Genomic DNA, 15,635 nt, shown 5'->3' with positions numbered 1-15,635 from the left:
GTACAGATTTCGGTAACCAGTTCAGGCGCGGTTCAAACCTGTTACTCCCGGTTGAAACAACTTGTCACGCATTGCCGGTTCGCGCCGCGCGACCAGCCGTCTTCGGACATGCGCGGCCTACCATGTCGTGACCATGCGCATCGACCTCTGCACCCTCGTCGTCGCGGACTACGACCCGGCGATCACCTTCTTCACCGAGGCACTCGGCTTCGACCTGATCGAGGACACCCCGTCCCGGACCAACGACGGGCGACCGAAGCGCTGGGTCGTCGTCCGCCCGCCCGGCGCCCACACGGGGCTGCTGCTCGCCCGCGCGGACGGCACCGCGCAGGCCGAGGTGGTCGGCAACCAGACGGCGGGCCGAGTCGGATTCTTTCTCCAGGTAGACGATTTCGACGCGGCCTATAGCCGCATGACCGCACACGGCGTCGAATTCGTCACCGCGCCACGGCAAGAGCCGTACGGCAAGGTGGCGGTATTCCGCGATATCTCGGGCAACCGGTGGGACCTGCTGGGCCCCAACTGATCCGAGGCCGTCAGTCGACGTTCTGACACTCCACGGCGATCTGACGATATCCGCCGCCGTCTTTCTGATACGCGACGACGCACACCCTGCCGCGCCCGATGCCGTTGACGATCCAGCTCGGATCCGCCTCGGTCGGCGACGACGCGAGATCGCGGTCGATGCCCGGCCCCGCGAAGCTGAGAAATCCGACGAACCCCTGCCCGATCGCCGAAACCTGGTAGCCGTCGGCGCCGCCGACTACACACAGCCCAACCGGCGATCCGGCCGGCTGGCCGGCGGCGCACGCCCGCGCCGTGGTCATCGGTGCCATACCCATCGCACCGATCAATGCTTCGACGAGATCGGCGGTCGAGCCGGTGTGGTCGGCATTTATATTCCCCCACTTGATGTTTCGAGCACAGCTCCCGCTGCGCCACGCGACCGGACAGATCGCTCCATCCTACGGTTCCACCACGGCTGTGATTGCGGTCACAGGATCGGCGTTTCGTCCGCAGCATGCTGGGTTCGGACCAGGCATTCGCGCTGCCCGCACGTGGGTAAACTCACGTTCGTGCAGCGCAATGCAGGTGTGCTACCAGGAAGGTCGAGCGTGCGATCGTTGAGGGCCCACCGCGGCGCCGGTGTCGTTGTCTCCCGCAGGTCAGCAGGCGACCCGCGTATCGCCCATGGGCGGCCCCGGATTTCGCGCGGCACCGCGCGGTGCGGCTTATGACCGACGAATCCGGTGCGTACCGCAGCGCGAACTCCGACGACCACACGGATCTGATTGCCGCGCTCGGTGTTCCACTCGACGACGAACTCCTGACATTGGCGTTGACGCACCGTTCGTACGCCTACGAGAACGGCGGCATGCCGACCAACGAACGACTGGAGTTCCTCGGCGATTCGGTCCTGGGGCTCAGCGTCACCGAATACCTCTATCTGCGGCATCCGCAACGCACCGAAGGCGACCTGGCCAAGATCCGGTCCCGGGTGGTCAACATGCACGCGTGTGCCGAGGTCGCCCGCAGCCTCGGCCCCGGCGGCCTCGGCCCGCACCTGCTCCTCGGCCGCGGTGAGGAACTCACCGGCGGTCGCGACAAGACCAGCATCCTGGCCGACGGCATGGAATCGCTGCTCGGCGCGGTGCACCTGCAGCACGGCATCGGCGTCGCGCGCACCGTGGTGCTGCGGCTGTTCGACGATCTGCTCCAGCGCGCCGCCAAGATGGGCGCGGGTCTCGACTGGAAAACCAGCCTGCAGGAACACACCGCCGAGCACAGCCTCGGCGTCCCCAGCTACGAGATCACCTCCACCGGCCCCGACCACGACAAGGAATTCACCGCGACGGCGGTGGTCGGCGGCGTGGCCTACGGCAAAGGGGTGGGGCGCTCGAAGAAGGAAGCGGAGCAGAACGCCGCCGCTGCCGCCTACGCCGCGCTGGCGCCGGACAGCGACGAGTAGTAAGACCCGCGCGTCGCGCTCGCGCGAATCAGGTCTTGTCGGTCCGCCCGTCCGGCTCGGCCTCGTCGGGCCGGGTGGTGATGCCGCGCTCGGTCCCCTCGTCGGCCTCCTGGTCCGGCTCCGGGTGGTCCGGCTCGAAGGTCGCGGGCAGCTTCTTCAGGTGCTTGTTCATCGACCGAACCAGCAGCACCGTGCCCGCGAGCAGGATCAGAATGATGAAGAACCCCAGCGGGGAGGCCTTGCCGAACTCCGGCCCGGTCGGGGTGCCGGGGCTCTGGGCGAGCAGAACCAGCATCACCGCTGCTCGTCTTCGATGCCGGCGAACAGATCGGTCTCCGGCAGCGCCGTCTTGACCCTGGTCTTGGCCAGCTCGAACTCCTCGGTCGGCCAGAGCCGCTGCTGCAGCTCCAGCGGGATGGCGAAGAACGCGCCGTTCGGGTCGATCTGGGTGGCGTGCGCGCGCAGGGCGTCGTCGCGCTGCGGAAAGTACTTGGCGCAGTCGATCTGGGTGGTGACCCTGGAGAACACGTCGCCGCGCTCCGGGACGTACTTGCGCATCCGGTCCAGCCACTCCTGCAGCGGGAACGGCTCACCCATCCGCTCGTACTCCTCGGCGAAGACTTCCATCCGCCGGGCGGTGAACCCGTGGTCGTAGTACAGCTTCAGCGGCGTCCACGGCTCGCCCGCGTCGGGGAACCGCTCCGGGTCGCCCGCCGCGTCGAACGCGGCGACCGACACCTCGTGGCAGCGGATGTGGTCCGGGTGCGGGTAGCCGCCCAGCTCGTCGTAGGTCGTCATCACGTGCGGCTTGAACTCGCGCACCACCCGGACGAGCGCCTCGGTGGACTCCTCCAGCGGCACCGTCGCGAAACTGCCCTCCGGCAGCGGCGGCAGCGGATCACCCTCCGGCAGACCGGAATCGACGAATCCGAGCCAGTGCTGGCGCACGCCGAGCGCGCGCGCCGCGGCGGCCATCTCCTCGCGGCGGATCTCGTCGATCCGGTCGAGAACACCGGGGGTGTCCATCGCGGGGTTCAGGATGCTGCCACGTTCGCCACCGGTCAGCGTCACGATGAGGACGTCGTGTCCTTCGTCGGCATACCGGGCGGTCGTCGCGGCACCCTTACTGGATTCGTCGTCGGGGTGGGCATGCACCGCCATGAGGCGAAGGCCACTCACGTCTCGTTCACCATCGCTCTCGCTCGCGGGTGTCTGGTCTTCGTTCCCTATAGTTCCATTCGACCGACTTTTGTTCCGACGTACCCCCCGGGAGCGACCTTGAGCCAGCGCGATGGAACCTCGCCCGGTGCGGACGCGCCCGATGAATCCGCGACCGCTGCTGACGTCACGGTCCCGGCGACACACAACAGGCCGACCGACCGGTACGGCACCAAACCTCCCGTCGACCGCCGCTGGCTGCCGGTGACGCTCAGCCTCGTCGTGGTGTTGCTCGGCTGCGGCATCGCCTACATCGGCTACCAGAAGTACGGCCCCAAGGACATCGAGTCCGAACAACTGGGCTACGTGGTGGTCGACGACTCGACGATGACGATCCGGATCAAGGTCACCCGCAAAGATCCCGCACAGCCCGTCGTATGCTTCGTTCGGGCCATGGCGCGCGACAGTGTCGAGGTCGGCCGTCGAGAGGTCCTGATCGCCCCGTCTACCAGCGGCACGATCGAGCAGACCACCATGGTCAAGGCGTCCTCACGACCGGCGTCGAGCAGTATCTACGGCTGCAGTGCCGAGGTCCCCAGCTATCTCCGAGCAGGGTGATTTGCCGCTTTTGCCGCAGCGGTTGTCCTCGAAATTAACTCCGACCTGCACGTTTGTGATTCATGCTAAAATGGCCTGATACACGGTTCCGGGGTTCGGAGCCGTGTTTGCTGCATTGGCGGCCAGCGCTATCTGTTCCGGGTTACGAGCTTTGTCCGGAACCGGGTCTGTCGGGGTTCGATGAACTTCCCAGGATCGCTCTAGCCGTCGACTGGTGCGTGCCCGCCCCACGGGTGGGTACTGCGGCAGTTATCAGGGAATCCCGGCCCGCCGGGAACAACTACTAGGGAGTGATCGAGATGACTGAGACGCAAGTGACTTGGCTGACCCCGGAGTCGCACGACAGGCTCAAGGGCGAACTCGATGCGCTCATTGCCAATCGTCCCGTTATCGCTGCCGAGATCAACGAACGCCGTGAAGAGGGCGACCTCAAGGAGAACGGCGGATACCACGCCGCGCGCGAGGAGCAGGGTCAGCAGGAGGCGCGTATTCGCCAGCTGCAGGAGCTGCTGAACAACGCCAAGGTCGGCGTCGCGCCCACCAAGTCCGGCGTCGCACTCCCCGGCTCGGTCGTCAAGGTCTACTACGACGGCGACGAGTCCGACACCGAGACCTTCCTCATCGCCACCCGCGAAGAGGGCCTGAACGACTCCAAGCTGGAGACCTACTCGCCGGCGTCCCCGCTCGGCGGTGCGCTGATCGACGCGAAGGTCGGCGACACGCGCGAGTACACCCTGCCCAACGGCAAGACCATGAAGGTCACCCTGGTCAGCGCGGAGCCGTACCACAGCTGACGCGTTCGGCCGTCGCGCTGCGCCCCTCCCCGGACGCAGCGGCGCGCAGCTCGGCAGCGCGCGCCACGGCCGAGTTCTTCCCCTGAGACACGAACGGCCGCACCCGGATTCCAGGTGCGGCCGTTTCGTCATGTCCGTGGGCTCCTAGCCGCCGAGCGCCTGCTCGATATCGGCCAGCAGGTCGGCGGCGTCCTCGATGCCGACCGACAGCCGCACCAGATCCGCAGGCACCTCCAGCACGGAGCCTTCGGTGGACGCGTGCGTCATCGCGGCCGGGTGCTCGATCAGCGACTCCACCCCGCCGAGCGACTCGGCCAACGTGAATACCTTGGTGCGCGAGCAGAAGTCGCGGGCCGCGTCCGGGCCGCCGTGCAACCGCACCGAGATCATGCCGCCGAACCGGCGCATCTGCTTGGCGGCGACCGCGTGGCCCGGGTGCTCCGGCAGGCCGGGGTAGATCACCTGGGAGATCGCCGGGTGCCGGGACAGGAACTCGGCGAGGGTCTCCGCGTTGTCGCAGTGCCGGTCCATCCGCACGGCCAGGGTCTTGGTGCCGCGCAGGGTGAGGAAGGCATCGAACGGGCCGGGCACCGCGCCCGCGCCGTTCTGCAGGAACGCGAACGCCGCGTCGAGTTCGGGGTCGTTGGTGATCAACGCGCCGCCGACCACATCGGAGTGACCACCGAGGTACTTGGTGGTCGAGTGGGTGACGATGTCGGCGCCGAGCAGCAGCGGCTGCTGCAGGTACGGGGTGGCGAAGGTGTTGTCCACCACCAGCTTCGCGCCCGCGCCGTGCGCGATATCGGCAAGCGCCGGGATGTCACCGATGCTCAGCAGCGGGTTGGTCGGGGTCTCGACCCACACCAGCTTGGTGTTCGGCCGGATCGCCGCGCGCATCTCGTCCACGTCGAAGACGTGCGCGGGCGAGTGCTCAATGCCCCACTGGCTGAACACCTTGTCGATCAGCCGGAAGGTGCCGCCGTAGGCGTCGTCCGGGATGACGATGTGGTCACCGGGGCGCAGCGTGGCGCGGATGGCACAGTCCGTGGCGGCCATGCCAGACGCGAATGCCCTGCCGTAGGTACCGGATTCGAGCGCGGCGAGGTTGGCTTCCAGCGCGGACCTGGTCGGGTTGCCGGTGCGGGCGTACTCGAAACCGCCACGCAGGCCGCCGACGCCGTCCTGGGCGAACGTCGAACTCGCGTAGATGGGCACGTTCACCGCGCCGGTCTGCGGGTCGGGATCGAATCCTGCGTGCACGGCCCGTGTGGAGAACCCCAGCTCACTCATGATGGCCAGCCTAATCAGGGGCGATTTCTGGGCAACCCCCTGGTGCTCCACAGTTGGCGCGTGTCCGGTATTCGTCCGACGATTCCGATCTAGTTCCGCAGCTGAGCCCGTTGCACCGAAAATTTTCCGAGAAGCGCCTGCGGTGACCCTGATCTCACCGGCGCCCTCCCCATTTAGGCTTAGCGCATGGTGACTGTGGAAGAACTGTTCGCGATCGACTCCCTGCTGTCCGACGAGGAGCGCGAGATCCGCGATGCCGTCGCGACCTTCGCGAATCAACGCCTGCGACCGCATATCGCGGATTGGTTCGAGGAAGGCACCTTCCCGGCCCGCGAGATCGCGCCGCAGCTGGGCGAGGTCGGGCTGCTCGGTATGCATTTGGAGGGGTACGGCTGTGCCGGCATGTCGGCCACCATGTACGGGCTGGCCTGCCAGGAGCTGGAGGCGGTCGATTCCGGCGTGCGCAGCATGGTGTCGGTGCAGGGCTCACTGGCGATGACCGCGATCCACAAGTACGGCTCGGAGGAGCAGAAGCAGCAGTGGCTGCCGGAGATGGCGGCGGGCCGTGCGCTCGGCTGCTTCGGGCTCACCGAACCTGATTTCGGGTCCAACCCGGGCGGCATGCGGACCAGGGCCAAGCGCGACGGCACCGACTGGGTGCTCAACGGCTCGAAGATGTGGATCACCAACGGCTCGGTGGCTGACATCGCGGTGGTGTGGGCGCAGACCGAGGACGAGGGCAAGCAGGTGATCCGCGGCTTCCTGGTGCCCGCCGGGACGCCGGGATTCAGTGCGCGCGAGATGCACCGCAAGCTGTCGCTGCGCGCCTCGGTGACCGCCGAACTGGACTTCGACGATGTCCGGTTGCCCGCCGATGCGGTGCTGCCGGAGTCGCGCGGGCTCGCGTCGCCGTTGGCCTGCCTGAGCGAGGCACGGTTCGGAATCATCTTCGGCGCGCTCGGCGCGGCCCGCGACTGTCTGGCCGCGACCATCGATTACGCGCGCACCCGCGAGGTGTTCGACAAGCCGCTGGCCGCGTATCAGCTGACGCAGGCGAAGCTGGCGAACATGGCTCTGGAATTCGGCAAGGGTCAGCTGCTCGCCGTGCACCTCGGCCGGTTGAAGGATCGCGGCGTGGTGACACCCGAGCAAGTCAGCGCCGGGAAACTGAACAGCACCAGGGAGGCCATCGCGATCGCCCGCGAATGTCGCACCATTCTCGGCGCGAACGGCATCACGCTGGACTATCCGGTGCTGCGCCACGCGAACAACCTGGAGTCGGTGCTCACCTACGAGGGCACGGCGGAGGTGCATCAGCTGGTGCTCGGGCGCGCGCTCACCGACGCCAACGCCTTCCGGTGACGGCGTCCGTGGACTGAACTCGACGCCCGGCCACCGTACGTTCGGCCGCACCGAATTCGTACCGGTCAGTCGCCTTTATGAGTGGCTTCGCGAACCGGTTCTGCCCCAATGATTTTCGTGCGGACAATTTGCTGGAGCGCACTTTTCCAGCAAAAGCGACTGGGTGAAGCGTCACAGTTCTATAAAGACTCGCCGGTTGCTAGCATAGGAACATGTTTCTGCTGGGCCCCGCGTTGCTCGAAGTGTCGGCGCGCAAGATTTTGAACCGCCTGCACAAGACGCACGGGGTACCGGCGCTTGCCGCGGCCGCGGAGCTGCCCGCGCTGTCGGCGGCGCTGGATCAGCACGCCGCCGCGGTGCGCGACATCCTCACCCTCGGCGTCGAGGAATCCGCGCGCGTTCCGGTGAGCGTGCTGCTCGCCGGCTACGCACGCGGACTGCTCGATCACGTGCGCGAGGCCGCGGCCGATCGCGGTGCGTCGATGACCAGCACGGCACCGGGCGACCTCGGCAGCTGGGCGAACGCTGACTGGGTGCAGTTGCGCCTGGCGAGCGTTTGCCTGCACCCGTCCCTGCAGCCCGTCTGACGGCCATAGAACAAACGCGTCCGCCGTAGGCCGAGAGCCCACGGCGGACGCGTTCGTCATTCGAACCGAGCAGGGTGCCTAGCGCCGGTCGCCCGGATCGCGGTACCCCATGTACTCACCGGACTGCTCGTACGAGCCGCCACCACCCTGCATCGCACCCTGGTCCCACTGCTGTTGCTGCGCGTGCTGACCACGGGCCGCCTGCTGATCCATCCAGAGCTGCTCCCGCGAGGCATCCTCGCGACCGCGCGAGTAGGCCTCGGCGTGCCCCTTGACCGCGGGCATCTCCTCTTCCAGCCCGCTCAGCCAGTTCTCCCAGCGCTGCTGCATCGGGCGAACCATGCCGCCGCCGACGCCGACCACCAGGATGCCGCCGATGGTGGCCAGCACGGTGATCAGGATCGGCATGGTGACCGACATGGCCACCCCGATCTGGTTCAGCGCGGCGACGATGCCGACACCCCAGATGAACACCGCGGCGATCCGGCCGATCATCGCGCCGTAGGACAACCCGCCGAGCATGTTGCCGACCAGGTCACGCACCGCGGAGGCGATGGCACCCGCGATAACCACGATGATGATCGCGACCGCAGCCTTCGGCAGCCAGGAGACGATGCCGTCGAGCAGATCGCTCACCGGATTCGGACCGAAGACGCCGAAGCCGAGCTGCAGCGCGATCAGCAGGATCGCGTAGTAGGCCAGCTTCGCCAGCAGATCGGAGGCGTCGTAGCGGCTGCGCGACATCATCTGCTTGAGCCCGCCACGCTCGACCAGGCGATCGAAGCCGAGCCGGTCGAGCACCTTGTCCACGATCGTCGACACGACCTTCGCGACGATCCAGCCGATGAGCAAGATGACGATGAATCCGGCCAGCTTGGGGACGAACGTGGCCACCGAACTCCACGCGTCCGAGAACCCCTTCTGGAAATCGATAGCCAAACTGGAGGTGTACATGCCCATCCCTTCGCTATCCGATTACGCCATGGCGTTTGCCGAGGCTGCTTCAATGCCGGTTATACCCCTGCCACATAACTCGAACCATTCGTTTGCAGATAATTTGCCACATTGAGTCATTCGGCGCGACTACTCGTCGCTGCGGCACGCGGATCCGTACGGTCCATAGTCGACCGCCGCGAACCGGTCGGTCTTCCTCACAATGCGGCCCGACGCGATGCGGAGAAGATTGTTACGACCTGTCATCGCTGTGCCATCTCGATGTCACCGACACGCCGAGGTGGGTGGCGCACGCTTATCCCCGGATCCGGCATCAGGGCAATGCCTCCCGCCTGACGTCACCCGGAGGAGCACGATGAACACACAGACCGCCGACCCCATCGGCCGATGGCCGGTCGATCGCGCCGCGACGCGCCACCGCCCGCTGGGAGCCCGCGATGTTCGTGCGTGATCACGCCCTCCCCGGCCGCGGCACCGCTCGATCCCTGCCGGATCAGCGCGAGCTGGTCGCCGCCTTCGCCAGTAGCCAGGGCGATCCGAACACCGACCACCCCTTGATCGACTGGGCCCGCAAGTTGGCCACCCTGCACCGGCAGCGCCACGGCAATCCGCTCGCGGCCGCGGGAATCGACTGCCGTCGAGCCGAATTGGTCGCCGCCATCGACAAGTGGGTAGCCACGCAGGTGCCCCGCCGCGGGTGCACCGAGCACCTGCGCACCGGATCCCTCGGTGCCACCGTCGATCGCATGGCCGCGGCACACGCGCACGCCAGCCATCTGCTGCACACCGCCGAGAAGGTGTCCGACGATCGAGTCCACGCGGCGTGGTATCGCCTCGCCTCGTTGGCCGATGAATGGACCGATCTCATCGTCGGCGCGGTACGGAAGGCGTAGTGGCGCACGGGAACCCGGCCTGAATGGACAGTTATCGCCGCACCGCGCCGAAAACCGCGATACGGCGCGTGAAAGTGTCCGCGCAGGCCGGGTCAGACCGCTAACTCGGGTTCCGGCATCTCTAACTGCCGCGCCGAAAACCACCGCATCGCCTTCGCCAGCAGCGGCAGCATCAACACCATGAGCAGCAATCGCATGCTCTGCACACAGGTGATCAACGGCAGGTTGGCATCCATCGACTCGGCGGTGGCCAGCACGGCGTTGATGCCGCCCGGTGTGGTGGCCAGGTAGATGTCGGACAGCTGGAGGTCGACGAAGGTGGCGACGGTGAAGGCGAGGCCGGCGACGATGGCGGACAGCGCGACAATGGTGACCGTCATGCCGGGGATCATCCGGGCCATCTCGCGCACGACCGGCTTGGTGAAGCGGGTGCCCACTTCGAAACCGATGAGCACGAACAGCAGATCCTTGAACAGATTCGTCGGCGCGTACCCGTGGCTGACGCCCAGCGCCGTGAGCACCGCGGTCATCAGCATCGGCCCGATCAGCGCGGGGCTCGGCAGGTTGAGCCGCTTGCCCACTCTGGTGCCGAGCACGCACAGCATCACCGCGATGGACAACCCGGCGACCTGATCGCCGCGCCCGACGATCATCCAGTACGGCAGATCAGGATTGGTGACCGCGGCGCCGAGCGTCGCATGCTCGGTGACCAGGCCCTCGCCACTGTTGTTCAGCAATGCGCCGAGGGCGGGCGCGCTCACCGCGACCAGCGCGACCCGCAGGTACTGCATGAACGCCACCTGCCGCGGATCGGCGTCCATATCGTCGGCCACCGCGACCACGGCCGCGGAACCACCGGCCAGCAGTCCGAGCGTCGCGGTCGGCAACTCGACGTGGGCGAAACGGGCGAACACCACCGCGACCAGCAGACTGATCAGCAGCGTCGCCACCGTGACGGCCAGCACGGGCACCAGCGCCATCCCGATACTCGACAGCAGCGAGATCTCCAGGTAGCTGCCCATCAACACCCCGAGCATGGACTGCACACCGCACGAGAGCTGCCGAGGCATCGGGGCCGGCAACTTCCCGGCCAACGCCAGCGCCCCACCGACGACGATCGCTAGAATCATTTGCGGCGCCGGAAAATGCACGCGATCGAGTAACGTCGCCCCGGCAAGCACCGAGGCCAGCAGAGCTACCCATCCGATCACTTGCCTGCGCGTCATACCTAGTAATCCTCGCGGTGCCTAGTGAACAGACCGTTACATCTCCGTTATCAGGGTTAACAGCTGGTGTGATCCTGAACGCACAATGCCAATTCCCTGTTCAGAGCGGACATTCGCGCGTCCGCATTCCTTATTCGTACTACCCACGAGATTACGGATAAACACTCGAGCGAACTCGAAGCTCACCGCCGTCCGAGCGCGCGGCCCCGTGGCCGCCGAGCTGCCGCGTGTACTATTCGCCCGAACCACCCCCACCGCGGGAGCTCGGGCACGGCCGGGCTGAGAGGGCGGACCCCAGCGCTTCGCCGACCGCATGAACCTGTCCGGGTAATGCCGGCGTAGGAAGAGCGTTTCGGGCATGTCTGCATCGACCCTGCACAACTCCGAACGGCACGAGGCCCCCTTCACCCTCGATGAGCCCGCCCCGAAGGTGCTGTCCTTCTGGGACCAGAGCGCATTCTGGGCAAATCTGGGTGTCAGCCTCATCGCCTTCTCCGGCGCGTACACCGTGCTGGCACCGAATTCCGATGGCGTACCGCAGATCTCCATCTCCGCGGGCATCCTCGCGATGATCGTCGGCACCGTTGTCGGCGGGCTGATGCTCGGCCTGGCCGCCGTGCCGGGCGCCAAGACCGGCAAGCCCGCGATGGTGCTGCTGCGCGGCCTGTTCGGCGCGAAACTCAGTTATCTGCCCACCGTGTTGAACATCGCCCAGCTGATCGGCTGGGGCACCTTCGAATTGATCGTCATCGGCGACGCGGCCGACGAGCTGTTCGGCGGTGGCCCGCACTGGCTCTATGTCGTGGCCGCGGGCGTGCTGACCACGGCGCTGACCATCTGGCCGCTCGGCTCGGTGCGGCTGCTGCGCCGGTTCGTCACGATCGGCGTAGTGATCGCGCTGGTCTGGTTTTATATCCAGTTCTTCCGCACCGGATTGCCTGACCTGTCGGCCAATCCGGGCCCGCACGGCAGCGGCCCGTTCGGCGCCGACTGGAACCTCTTCTGGATCGCCACCGACGCCGCGCTCGCGGTGTCCATCTCCTGGATGCCGGTCGCGGCCGACTACACCCGGCACTCGCGCAGCACCGGCACGGCGTTCGGCGCGGCCAGCGGGGCCTATGCGATCACCCAGATCGTCGCTTACACCCTCGGGTTGTTCGCGCTGGCCCGGGCGACCGGCGACGGCCAGTACTCGCCGTTCCTCCAGGTGAGTCTCGGCGGGCTGTTCTTCTTCGTGTTCGTCTTGCGCGAGGCCGATCAGTCCTTCGCCAACGTGTACTCCACGGCGCTCTCGATCCAGAATCTCGCGCCGCGCATCGACCGGCGGATCCTGTCGATCGGTCTGGGCGCCTTGATCACGCTGCTCGCGCTGCAGCTGAACATGGCGAACTACTTCGCCTTCCTCGGCCTGATCGGTTCGGTGTTCGTGCCGCTGCTCGGGGTACTGGTCGCCGACTTCTTCCTGCGCGCGAAGGGCGAGTGGAACACCGCCACCGATGCCCCGCCGCGCTGGGGAATGATCACCGCCTGGCTGGCCGGGCTCTCGGTCTATCAGCTCATCAACCCGGGCGATGCCGGGGTGTGGACCGAGTTCTGGGTGGATGTGCAGGAGAAGCTGCACTTCACCAAGCAGGCGTGGATGAGTGCGTCGCTGCTGTCGTTCCTGGCCGCGATGCTGGTCGCGTGGGTTGTCGGCCGGGTCGCGACGCTGCGGAAAGAGCGGGCCGCGGTCGGCAAATCCGGCTAGCCGGTGGCCGCGGCTGCCACGATGGAGTCATGGGTGAGATCCGGATCGGCACTTCGGGCTGGGTGTATCCGCCGTGGCGTGGCGTCTTCTATCCGAAGGGCGTCACGCAGAAGCGCGAGCTCGCCTACCTGTCCGAGCAGCTGAACAGCGTTGAGATCAACGGCTCCTTCTACGCGCTGCAGCGTCCGTCGAGTTATCAGAACTGGTCGAGTCAGACGCCGGACGACTTCGTGTTCGCGGTGAAGGGCAGCAGATTCATCACGCACATGAAGCGCCTGCGCGACGGTGACGAACTGCTGGCGAATTTCCTCGCCTCCGGGCTGCTGGCCCTCGGCCCGAAACTCGGCCCCATCCTCTGGCAGCTGCCGCCGAACTTCCAGTTCGATCCGGAGCTGCTCGGCACCTTCTTCAACCACCTCCCGCGCAGCACCACGCACGCCGTCGAGATCGCGAAACGGCACGACCGTCGGGTGGATCCGGCGTTCACAACCACCGACGCCGACCGGCCGCTGCGGCACGCGCTGGAGATCCGGCACCCCAGCTTCGTCACCCCGGAGTTCACCGAGCTGCTGACCAAGCACCAGATCGCACTCGTAATCGCCGATGCCGCAGGCAAGTACCCGCTGATGGAGGAGGTCACCGCCGACTTCGTCTACATCCGGCTACACGGTCACGACGAGCTCTACGTCAGCGGATACACCGATGAAGGCCTGGACATGTGGGCCGCCAAGATCCGCACCTGGTCCGCCGACCACGACGTCTACTGCTACTTCGACAACGACGCCAAAGTCATGGCTCCCCGCGACGCCCTAGCCCTGCGCGCCCGCCTCGAATAGCCGGGGCCTGCAACAGGCCCCGGCTTTCCACGACAGCAGATTTCGCGAGCACATGGGTAACTCACCGGGTACGGGCTGACTGACAAACCGCACCACCGCCGGGCGCGGCGACGTCACGGCTCCGGCGCCTAGATCTGGCCTGAATACGCGGAGAGGCGGATCAGCGGAGAGGCGGATCAGCGGATCAGCGGATCAGCTCAGTGGCCGAGGGTGCCGATGCTCAGGAAGCCCAACAGGTCGTGCCGGGTGATGACACCGACGGGCTTGCCCTCTTCGACGACCATCAGCGCGTCGGTATCCGACAACGCCTTGGTCGCCGCCGAGATCGGCTCGCCCGCACCGATCAGCGGGAACGACGGGCTCATGTGCTTGCCGACCGAATCCGTCAGGTGCGCACGGCCTTCGAACACCGCGGAGAGCAGGTCGCGCTCGGACACGCTGCCCGCGACCTCGCCCGCCATCACCGGCGGCTCGGCACCGACCACGGGCATCTGCGACACCCCGTACTCGCGCAGGATCTCGATGGCGTCGCGCAGGGTCTCCGACGGGTGGGTGTGCACCAGGTCGGGCAGTTCGCCGGACTTGCCGCGCAGCACGTCGCCGACCAGCGGTTCGACCGTGCTGCCGTCGAGGCGCTCGCGCAGGAAGCCGTAGGAGCTCATCCACTGGTCGTTGAAGATCTTCGACAGGTAGCCGCGGCCGCCGTCGGGCAGCAGCACCACCACGACCGCGTCCGGGTCGCGCTTGGCGACCTCGATGGCCGCGACCACGGCCATGCCGCACGAGCCGCCGACCAGCAGGCCTTCCTCGCGGGCGAGGCGGCGGGTCATGTCGAAGGAGTCCGCGTCCGAGACCGCGATGATCTCGTCCGGGATCGCCGGGTCGTAGGCGGAGGGCCAGAAGTCTTCACCGACGCCTTCGACCAGGTACGGCCGTCCGGTGCCGCCGGAGTACACCGAGCCCTCCGGGTCGGCGCCGATGATCTTGACCTGGCCGCCGGACACCTCCTTGAGGTAGCGGCCGACGCCGGTGATGGTGCCGCCGGTGCCGACGCCCGCGACGAAATGGGTGACTTTGCCTTCGGTGTCGCGCCAGATCTCCGGGCCGGTGGTCTCGTAGTGGCTGTCCGGGCCGCCCGGGTTGGAGTACTGGTCCGGCTTCCACGCTCCGTCGATCTCGCCGACCAGGCGGTTGGAGACGCTGTAGTAGCTGGCCGGATCCTCCGGCGCGACGGCGGTCGGGCACACCACGACGTCGGCGCCGTAGGCGCGCAGCACGTTGCGCTTGTCCTCGCTCACCTTGTCCGGGCAGACGAAGACACAGTGGTAGCCGCGCTGCTGGGCGACCAGCGCCAGGCCGACACCGGTGTTGCCGGAGGTGGGTTCGACGATGGTGCCACCGGGCTTCAGCGCCCCGGACTGCTCGGCCGCGTCGATCATCTTGACCGCGATCCGATCTTTGGAGCTACCACCCGGATTCAGGTATTCGATCTTGGCCGCCACCAGTCCGGCGTTCGGGCCTACAACAGAGTTCAACCGGACCAGCGGCGTATTGCCGATGAGGTCCACTACATGGTCGGCGATGCGCATGCGACCCATAGTTCCAGATGGTCCCGGTGTGAGTTCGCGCACGCCACGCGCAACCCCCTCCGCCGCGACAAACCGGGATTCCAGCAAACGCCCATTTAGGATCCGAACCATGAAGCAGCCGAACATCGCCAAGGCCGGCGTTGTGCTGGCCGGAGCGGCACTGGCCGCGCTGGCCGGACCGGGCGCGCAGGCGAACGCAGTGACCATCGAATTCCCGCAGGTGCCCACGCTCGCCTACGGCGGCTGGTGCGGCACCACCATCCGGACCTGGGCCGATGTCGGCCCGGCGTGGCCGGGCCGGGCAATCCTCAATATGCGCGCGCTGCCCGTCGCGGGCATCGGGCCGGGCGACTATCCGCTGGCCCCGCTGTGCGAGGTCCGCACCACCGTGGCCTGGCGCAACACCAACACCGGCGCAGTGGGCAGCTACGAAGAAACGATCGTGTCCGGCCTCTACGGCAGCATGCAGTATTCACTGCTCCAGGACACCGGCCCAGGTTTGGTCGAGGTCACCGTCACCACCGATCACGCGAACATTCCCGCCCGCGGTGCCTTCGCCGTGCCCGCTTGACTCCGTTCCGGTTGCCCTCAACCGCTACAACTGATTTCGTA

General features: G+C 67.0%; 17 protein-coding genes. 10 read left to right on the top strand and 7 right to left on the bottom strand.

The window, feature by feature from the left end; genetic code table 11:
- The first annotated feature begins 133 nt into the window (after positions 1-133).
- The gene (locus NN4_RS20820; protein ID WP_147134010.1) at positions 134-526 is read left to right on the top strand and encodes a VOC family protein; all 393 of its coding nucleotides are present in this window, start codon (positions 134-136) and stop codon (positions 524-526) included.
- A 10-nt stretch (positions 527-536) separates the two neighbouring features.
- On the opposite strand, the gene NN4_RS20815 is transcribed toward NN4_RS20820, so the two are convergent.
- Entirely contained in the window at positions 537-827 is a 291-nt protein-coding gene (locus NN4_RS20815; RefSeq protein WP_147133866.1) for a hypothetical protein, read from the bottom strand.
- Between the two features lie 407 nt (positions 828-1,234).
- On the opposite strand from NN4_RS20815, the gene rnc reads away from it, so the two are divergent.
- On the top strand, positions 1,235-1,969 hold the full coding sequence (gene rnc / locus NN4_RS20810; RefSeq protein WP_147133863.1) for a ribonuclease III: 735 nt from the start codon (positions 1,235-1,237) through the stop codon (positions 1,967-1,969).
- Between the two features lie 28 nt (positions 1,970-1,997).
- On the opposite strand, the gene NN4_RS20805 is transcribed toward rnc, so the two are convergent.
- Together NN4_RS20805 and mca are read right to left on the bottom strand one after the other, a co-directional pair.
- Complete coding sequence (locus NN4_RS20805; protein ID WP_147133860.1) at positions 1,998-2,264, bottom strand: hypothetical protein; 267 nt, start codon at positions 2,262-2,264, stop codon at positions 1,998-2,000.
- The gene (mca, locus tag NN4_RS20800; RefSeq protein WP_147133856.1) at positions 2,264-3,130 is read right to left on the bottom strand and encodes a mycothiol conjugate amidase Mca; all 867 of its coding nucleotides are present in this window, start codon (positions 3,128-3,130) and stop codon (positions 2,264-2,266) included. The genes NN4_RS20805 and mca overlap by 1 nt, the downstream gene beginning before the upstream one ends.
- A gap of 117 nt (positions 3,131-3,247) precedes the next feature.
- On the opposite strand from mca, the gene NN4_RS20795 reads away from it, so the two are divergent.
- Positions 3,248-3,745 carry a DUF4307 domain-containing protein gene (locus NN4_RS20795; RefSeq protein ID WP_246180983.1) on the top strand — a complete coding sequence of 166 codons (498 nt, stop codon included), beginning with the start codon at positions 3,248-3,250 and terminating at the stop codon, positions 3,743-3,745.
- Between the two features lie 299 nt (positions 3,746-4,044).
- Positions 4,045-4,539: a transcription elongation factor GreA gene (greA, locus tag NN4_RS20790; RefSeq protein ID WP_040738717.1), complete on the top strand. Its 495-nt coding sequence runs from the start codon at positions 4,045-4,047 to the stop codon at positions 4,537-4,539.
- Between the two features lie 144 nt (positions 4,540-4,683).
- Here greA and NN4_RS20785 read toward each other — a convergent pair whose 3' ends face one another.
- Entirely contained in the window at positions 4,684-5,829 is a 1,146-nt protein-coding gene (locus NN4_RS20785; RefSeq protein ID WP_107659212.1) for a cystathionine gamma-synthase, read from the bottom strand.
- Positions 5,830-6,015: 186 nt separating this feature from the next.
- Here NN4_RS20785 and NN4_RS20780 point away from each other — a divergent pair, with 186 nt between their 5' ends.
- Together NN4_RS20780 and NN4_RS20775 are read left to right on the top strand one after the other, a co-directional pair.
- The gene (locus NN4_RS20780) at positions 6,016-7,191 is read left to right on the top strand and encodes an acyl-CoA dehydrogenase family protein (protein WP_107659213.1); all 1,176 of its coding nucleotides are present in this window, start codon (positions 6,016-6,018) and stop codon (positions 7,189-7,191) included.
- A 212-nt stretch (positions 7,192-7,403) separates the two neighbouring features.
- Positions 7,404-7,778: a DUF6401 family natural product biosynthesis protein gene (locus NN4_RS20775; protein ID WP_147133832.1), complete on the top strand. Its 375-nt coding sequence runs from the start codon at positions 7,404-7,406 to the stop codon at positions 7,776-7,778.
- Between the two features lie 78 nt (positions 7,779-7,856).
- On the opposite strand, the gene NN4_RS20770 is transcribed toward NN4_RS20775, so the two are convergent.
- Positions 7,857-8,732: a mechanosensitive ion channel family protein gene (locus tag NN4_RS20770; protein WP_135233248.1), complete on the bottom strand. Its 876-nt coding sequence runs from the start codon at positions 8,730-8,732 to the stop codon at positions 7,857-7,859.
- 437 nt (positions 8,733-9,169) lie between these two features.
- On the opposite strand from NN4_RS20770, the gene NN4_RS20765 reads away from it, so the two are divergent.
- Positions 9,170-9,625 (top strand): DUF4254 domain-containing protein, encoded by a 456-nt coding sequence (locus NN4_RS20765; protein ID WP_147133829.1) that lies wholly within the window; start codon positions 9,170-9,172, stop codon positions 9,623-9,625.
- Between the two features lie 92 nt (positions 9,626-9,717).
- Here the strand turns inward: NN4_RS20765 and NN4_RS20760 are convergent, their stop codons facing one another.
- On the bottom strand, positions 9,718-10,851 hold the full coding sequence (locus NN4_RS20760; protein WP_147133826.1) for an AbrB family transcriptional regulator: 1,134 nt from the start codon (positions 10,849-10,851) through the stop codon (positions 9,718-9,720).
- Positions 10,852-11,209: 358 nt separating this feature from the next.
- On the opposite strand from NN4_RS20760, the gene NN4_RS20755 reads away from it, so the two are divergent.
- Both NN4_RS20755 and NN4_RS20750 read left to right on the top strand, forming a co-directional pair.
- Positions 11,210-12,598, top strand: coding sequence for a purine-cytosine permease family protein (locus NN4_RS20755; RefSeq protein WP_147133823.1), 1,389 nt, complete (start codon positions 11,210-11,212; stop codon positions 12,596-12,598).
- Positions 12,599-12,627: 29 nt separating this feature from the next.
- Positions 12,628-13,434: a DUF72 domain-containing protein gene (locus tag NN4_RS20750; protein WP_147133819.1), complete on the top strand. Its 807-nt coding sequence runs from the start codon at positions 12,628-12,630 to the stop codon at positions 13,432-13,434.
- A gap of 197 nt (positions 13,435-13,631) precedes the next feature.
- Here NN4_RS20750 and NN4_RS20745 read toward each other — a convergent pair whose 3' ends face one another.
- Positions 13,632-15,023, bottom strand: coding sequence for a cystathionine beta-synthase (locus NN4_RS20745; RefSeq protein ID WP_135233253.1), 1,392 nt, complete (start codon positions 15,021-15,023; stop codon positions 13,632-13,634).
- A gap of 109 nt (positions 15,024-15,132) precedes the next feature.
- Here NN4_RS20745 and NN4_RS20740 point away from each other — a divergent pair, with 109 nt between their 5' ends.
- The gene (locus tag NN4_RS20740; RefSeq protein ID WP_147133816.1) at positions 15,133-15,594 is read left to right on the top strand and encodes a hypothetical protein; all 462 of its coding nucleotides are present in this window, start codon (positions 15,133-15,135) and stop codon (positions 15,592-15,594) included.
- Positions 15,595-15,635: the final 41 nt, after the last annotated feature.

The sequence above is a fragment of the Nocardia ninae NBRC 108245 genome, assembly GCF_007990755.1.
GTDB lineage: Bacteria > Actinomycetota > Actinomycetes > Mycobacteriales > Mycobacteriaceae > Nocardia > Nocardia ninae.
Note: the sequence above shows the minus strand (reverse complement) of the source record. Positions and strands in the feature narration are given on the sequence as shown.

What these genes read in the sequence shown, in the direction of transcription:
- NN4_RS20755 (WP_147133823.1), top strand. Translation starts at nt 11,210, where the DNA reads ATGTCTGCATCGACCCTGCACAACTCCGAACGGCACGAGGCCCCCTTC.
- NN4_RS20820 (WP_147134010.1), top strand. Translation starts at nt 134, where the DNA reads ATGCGCATCGACCTCTGCACCCTCGTCGTCGCGGACTACGACCCGGCG.
- NN4_RS20750 (WP_147133819.1), top strand. Translation starts at nt 12,628, where the DNA reads ATGGGTGAGATCCGGATCGGCACTTCGGGCTGGGTGTATCCGCCGTGG.
- NN4_RS20765 (WP_147133829.1), top strand. Translation starts at nt 9,170, where the DNA reads ATGTTCGTGCGTGATCACGCCCTCCCCGGCCGCGGCACCGCTCGATCC.
- NN4_RS20805 (WP_147133860.1), bottom strand. Translation starts at nt 2,264, where the DNA reads ATGCTGGTTCTGCTCGCCCAGAGCCCCGGCACCCCGACCGGGCCGGAG.
- mca (WP_147133856.1), bottom strand. Translation starts at nt 3,130, where the DNA reads ATGGCGGTGCATGCCCACCCCGACGACGAATCCAGTAAGGGTGCCGCG.
- NN4_RS20745 (WP_135233253.1), bottom strand. Translation starts at nt 15,023, where the DNA reads ATGCGCATCGCCGACCATGTAGTGGACCTCATCGGCAATACGCCGCTG.
- NN4_RS20780 (WP_107659213.1), top strand. Translation starts at nt 6,016, where the DNA reads ATGGTGACTGTGGAAGAACTGTTCGCGATCGACTCCCTGCTGTCCGAC.
- rnc (WP_147133863.1), top strand. Translation starts at nt 1,235, where the DNA reads ATGACCGACGAATCCGGTGCGTACCGCAGCGCGAACTCCGACGACCAC.
- NN4_RS20775 (WP_147133832.1), top strand. Translation starts at nt 7,404, where the DNA reads ATGTTTCTGCTGGGCCCCGCGTTGCTCGAAGTGTCGGCGCGCAAGATT.
- NN4_RS20770 (WP_135233248.1), bottom strand. Translation starts at nt 8,732, where the DNA reads ATGTACACCTCCAGTTTGGCTATCGATTTCCAGAAGGGGTTCTCGGAC.
- NN4_RS20815 (WP_147133866.1), bottom strand. Translation starts at nt 827, where the DNA reads ATGACCACGGCGCGGGCGTGCGCCGCCGGCCAGCCGGCCGGATCGCCG.
- NN4_RS20785 (WP_107659212.1), bottom strand. Translation starts at nt 5,829, where the DNA reads ATGAGTGAGCTGGGGTTCTCCACACGGGCCGTGCACGCAGGATTCGAT.
- greA (WP_040738717.1), top strand. Translation starts at nt 4,045, where the DNA reads ATGACTGAGACGCAAGTGACTTGGCTGACCCCGGAGTCGCACGACAGG.
- NN4_RS20740 (WP_147133816.1), top strand. Translation starts at nt 15,133, where the DNA reads ATGAAGCAGCCGAACATCGCCAAGGCCGGCGTTGTGCTGGCCGGAGCG.
- NN4_RS20760 (WP_147133826.1), bottom strand. Translation starts at nt 10,851, where the DNA reads ATGACGCGCAGGCAAGTGATCGGATGGGTAGCTCTGCTGGCCTCGGTG.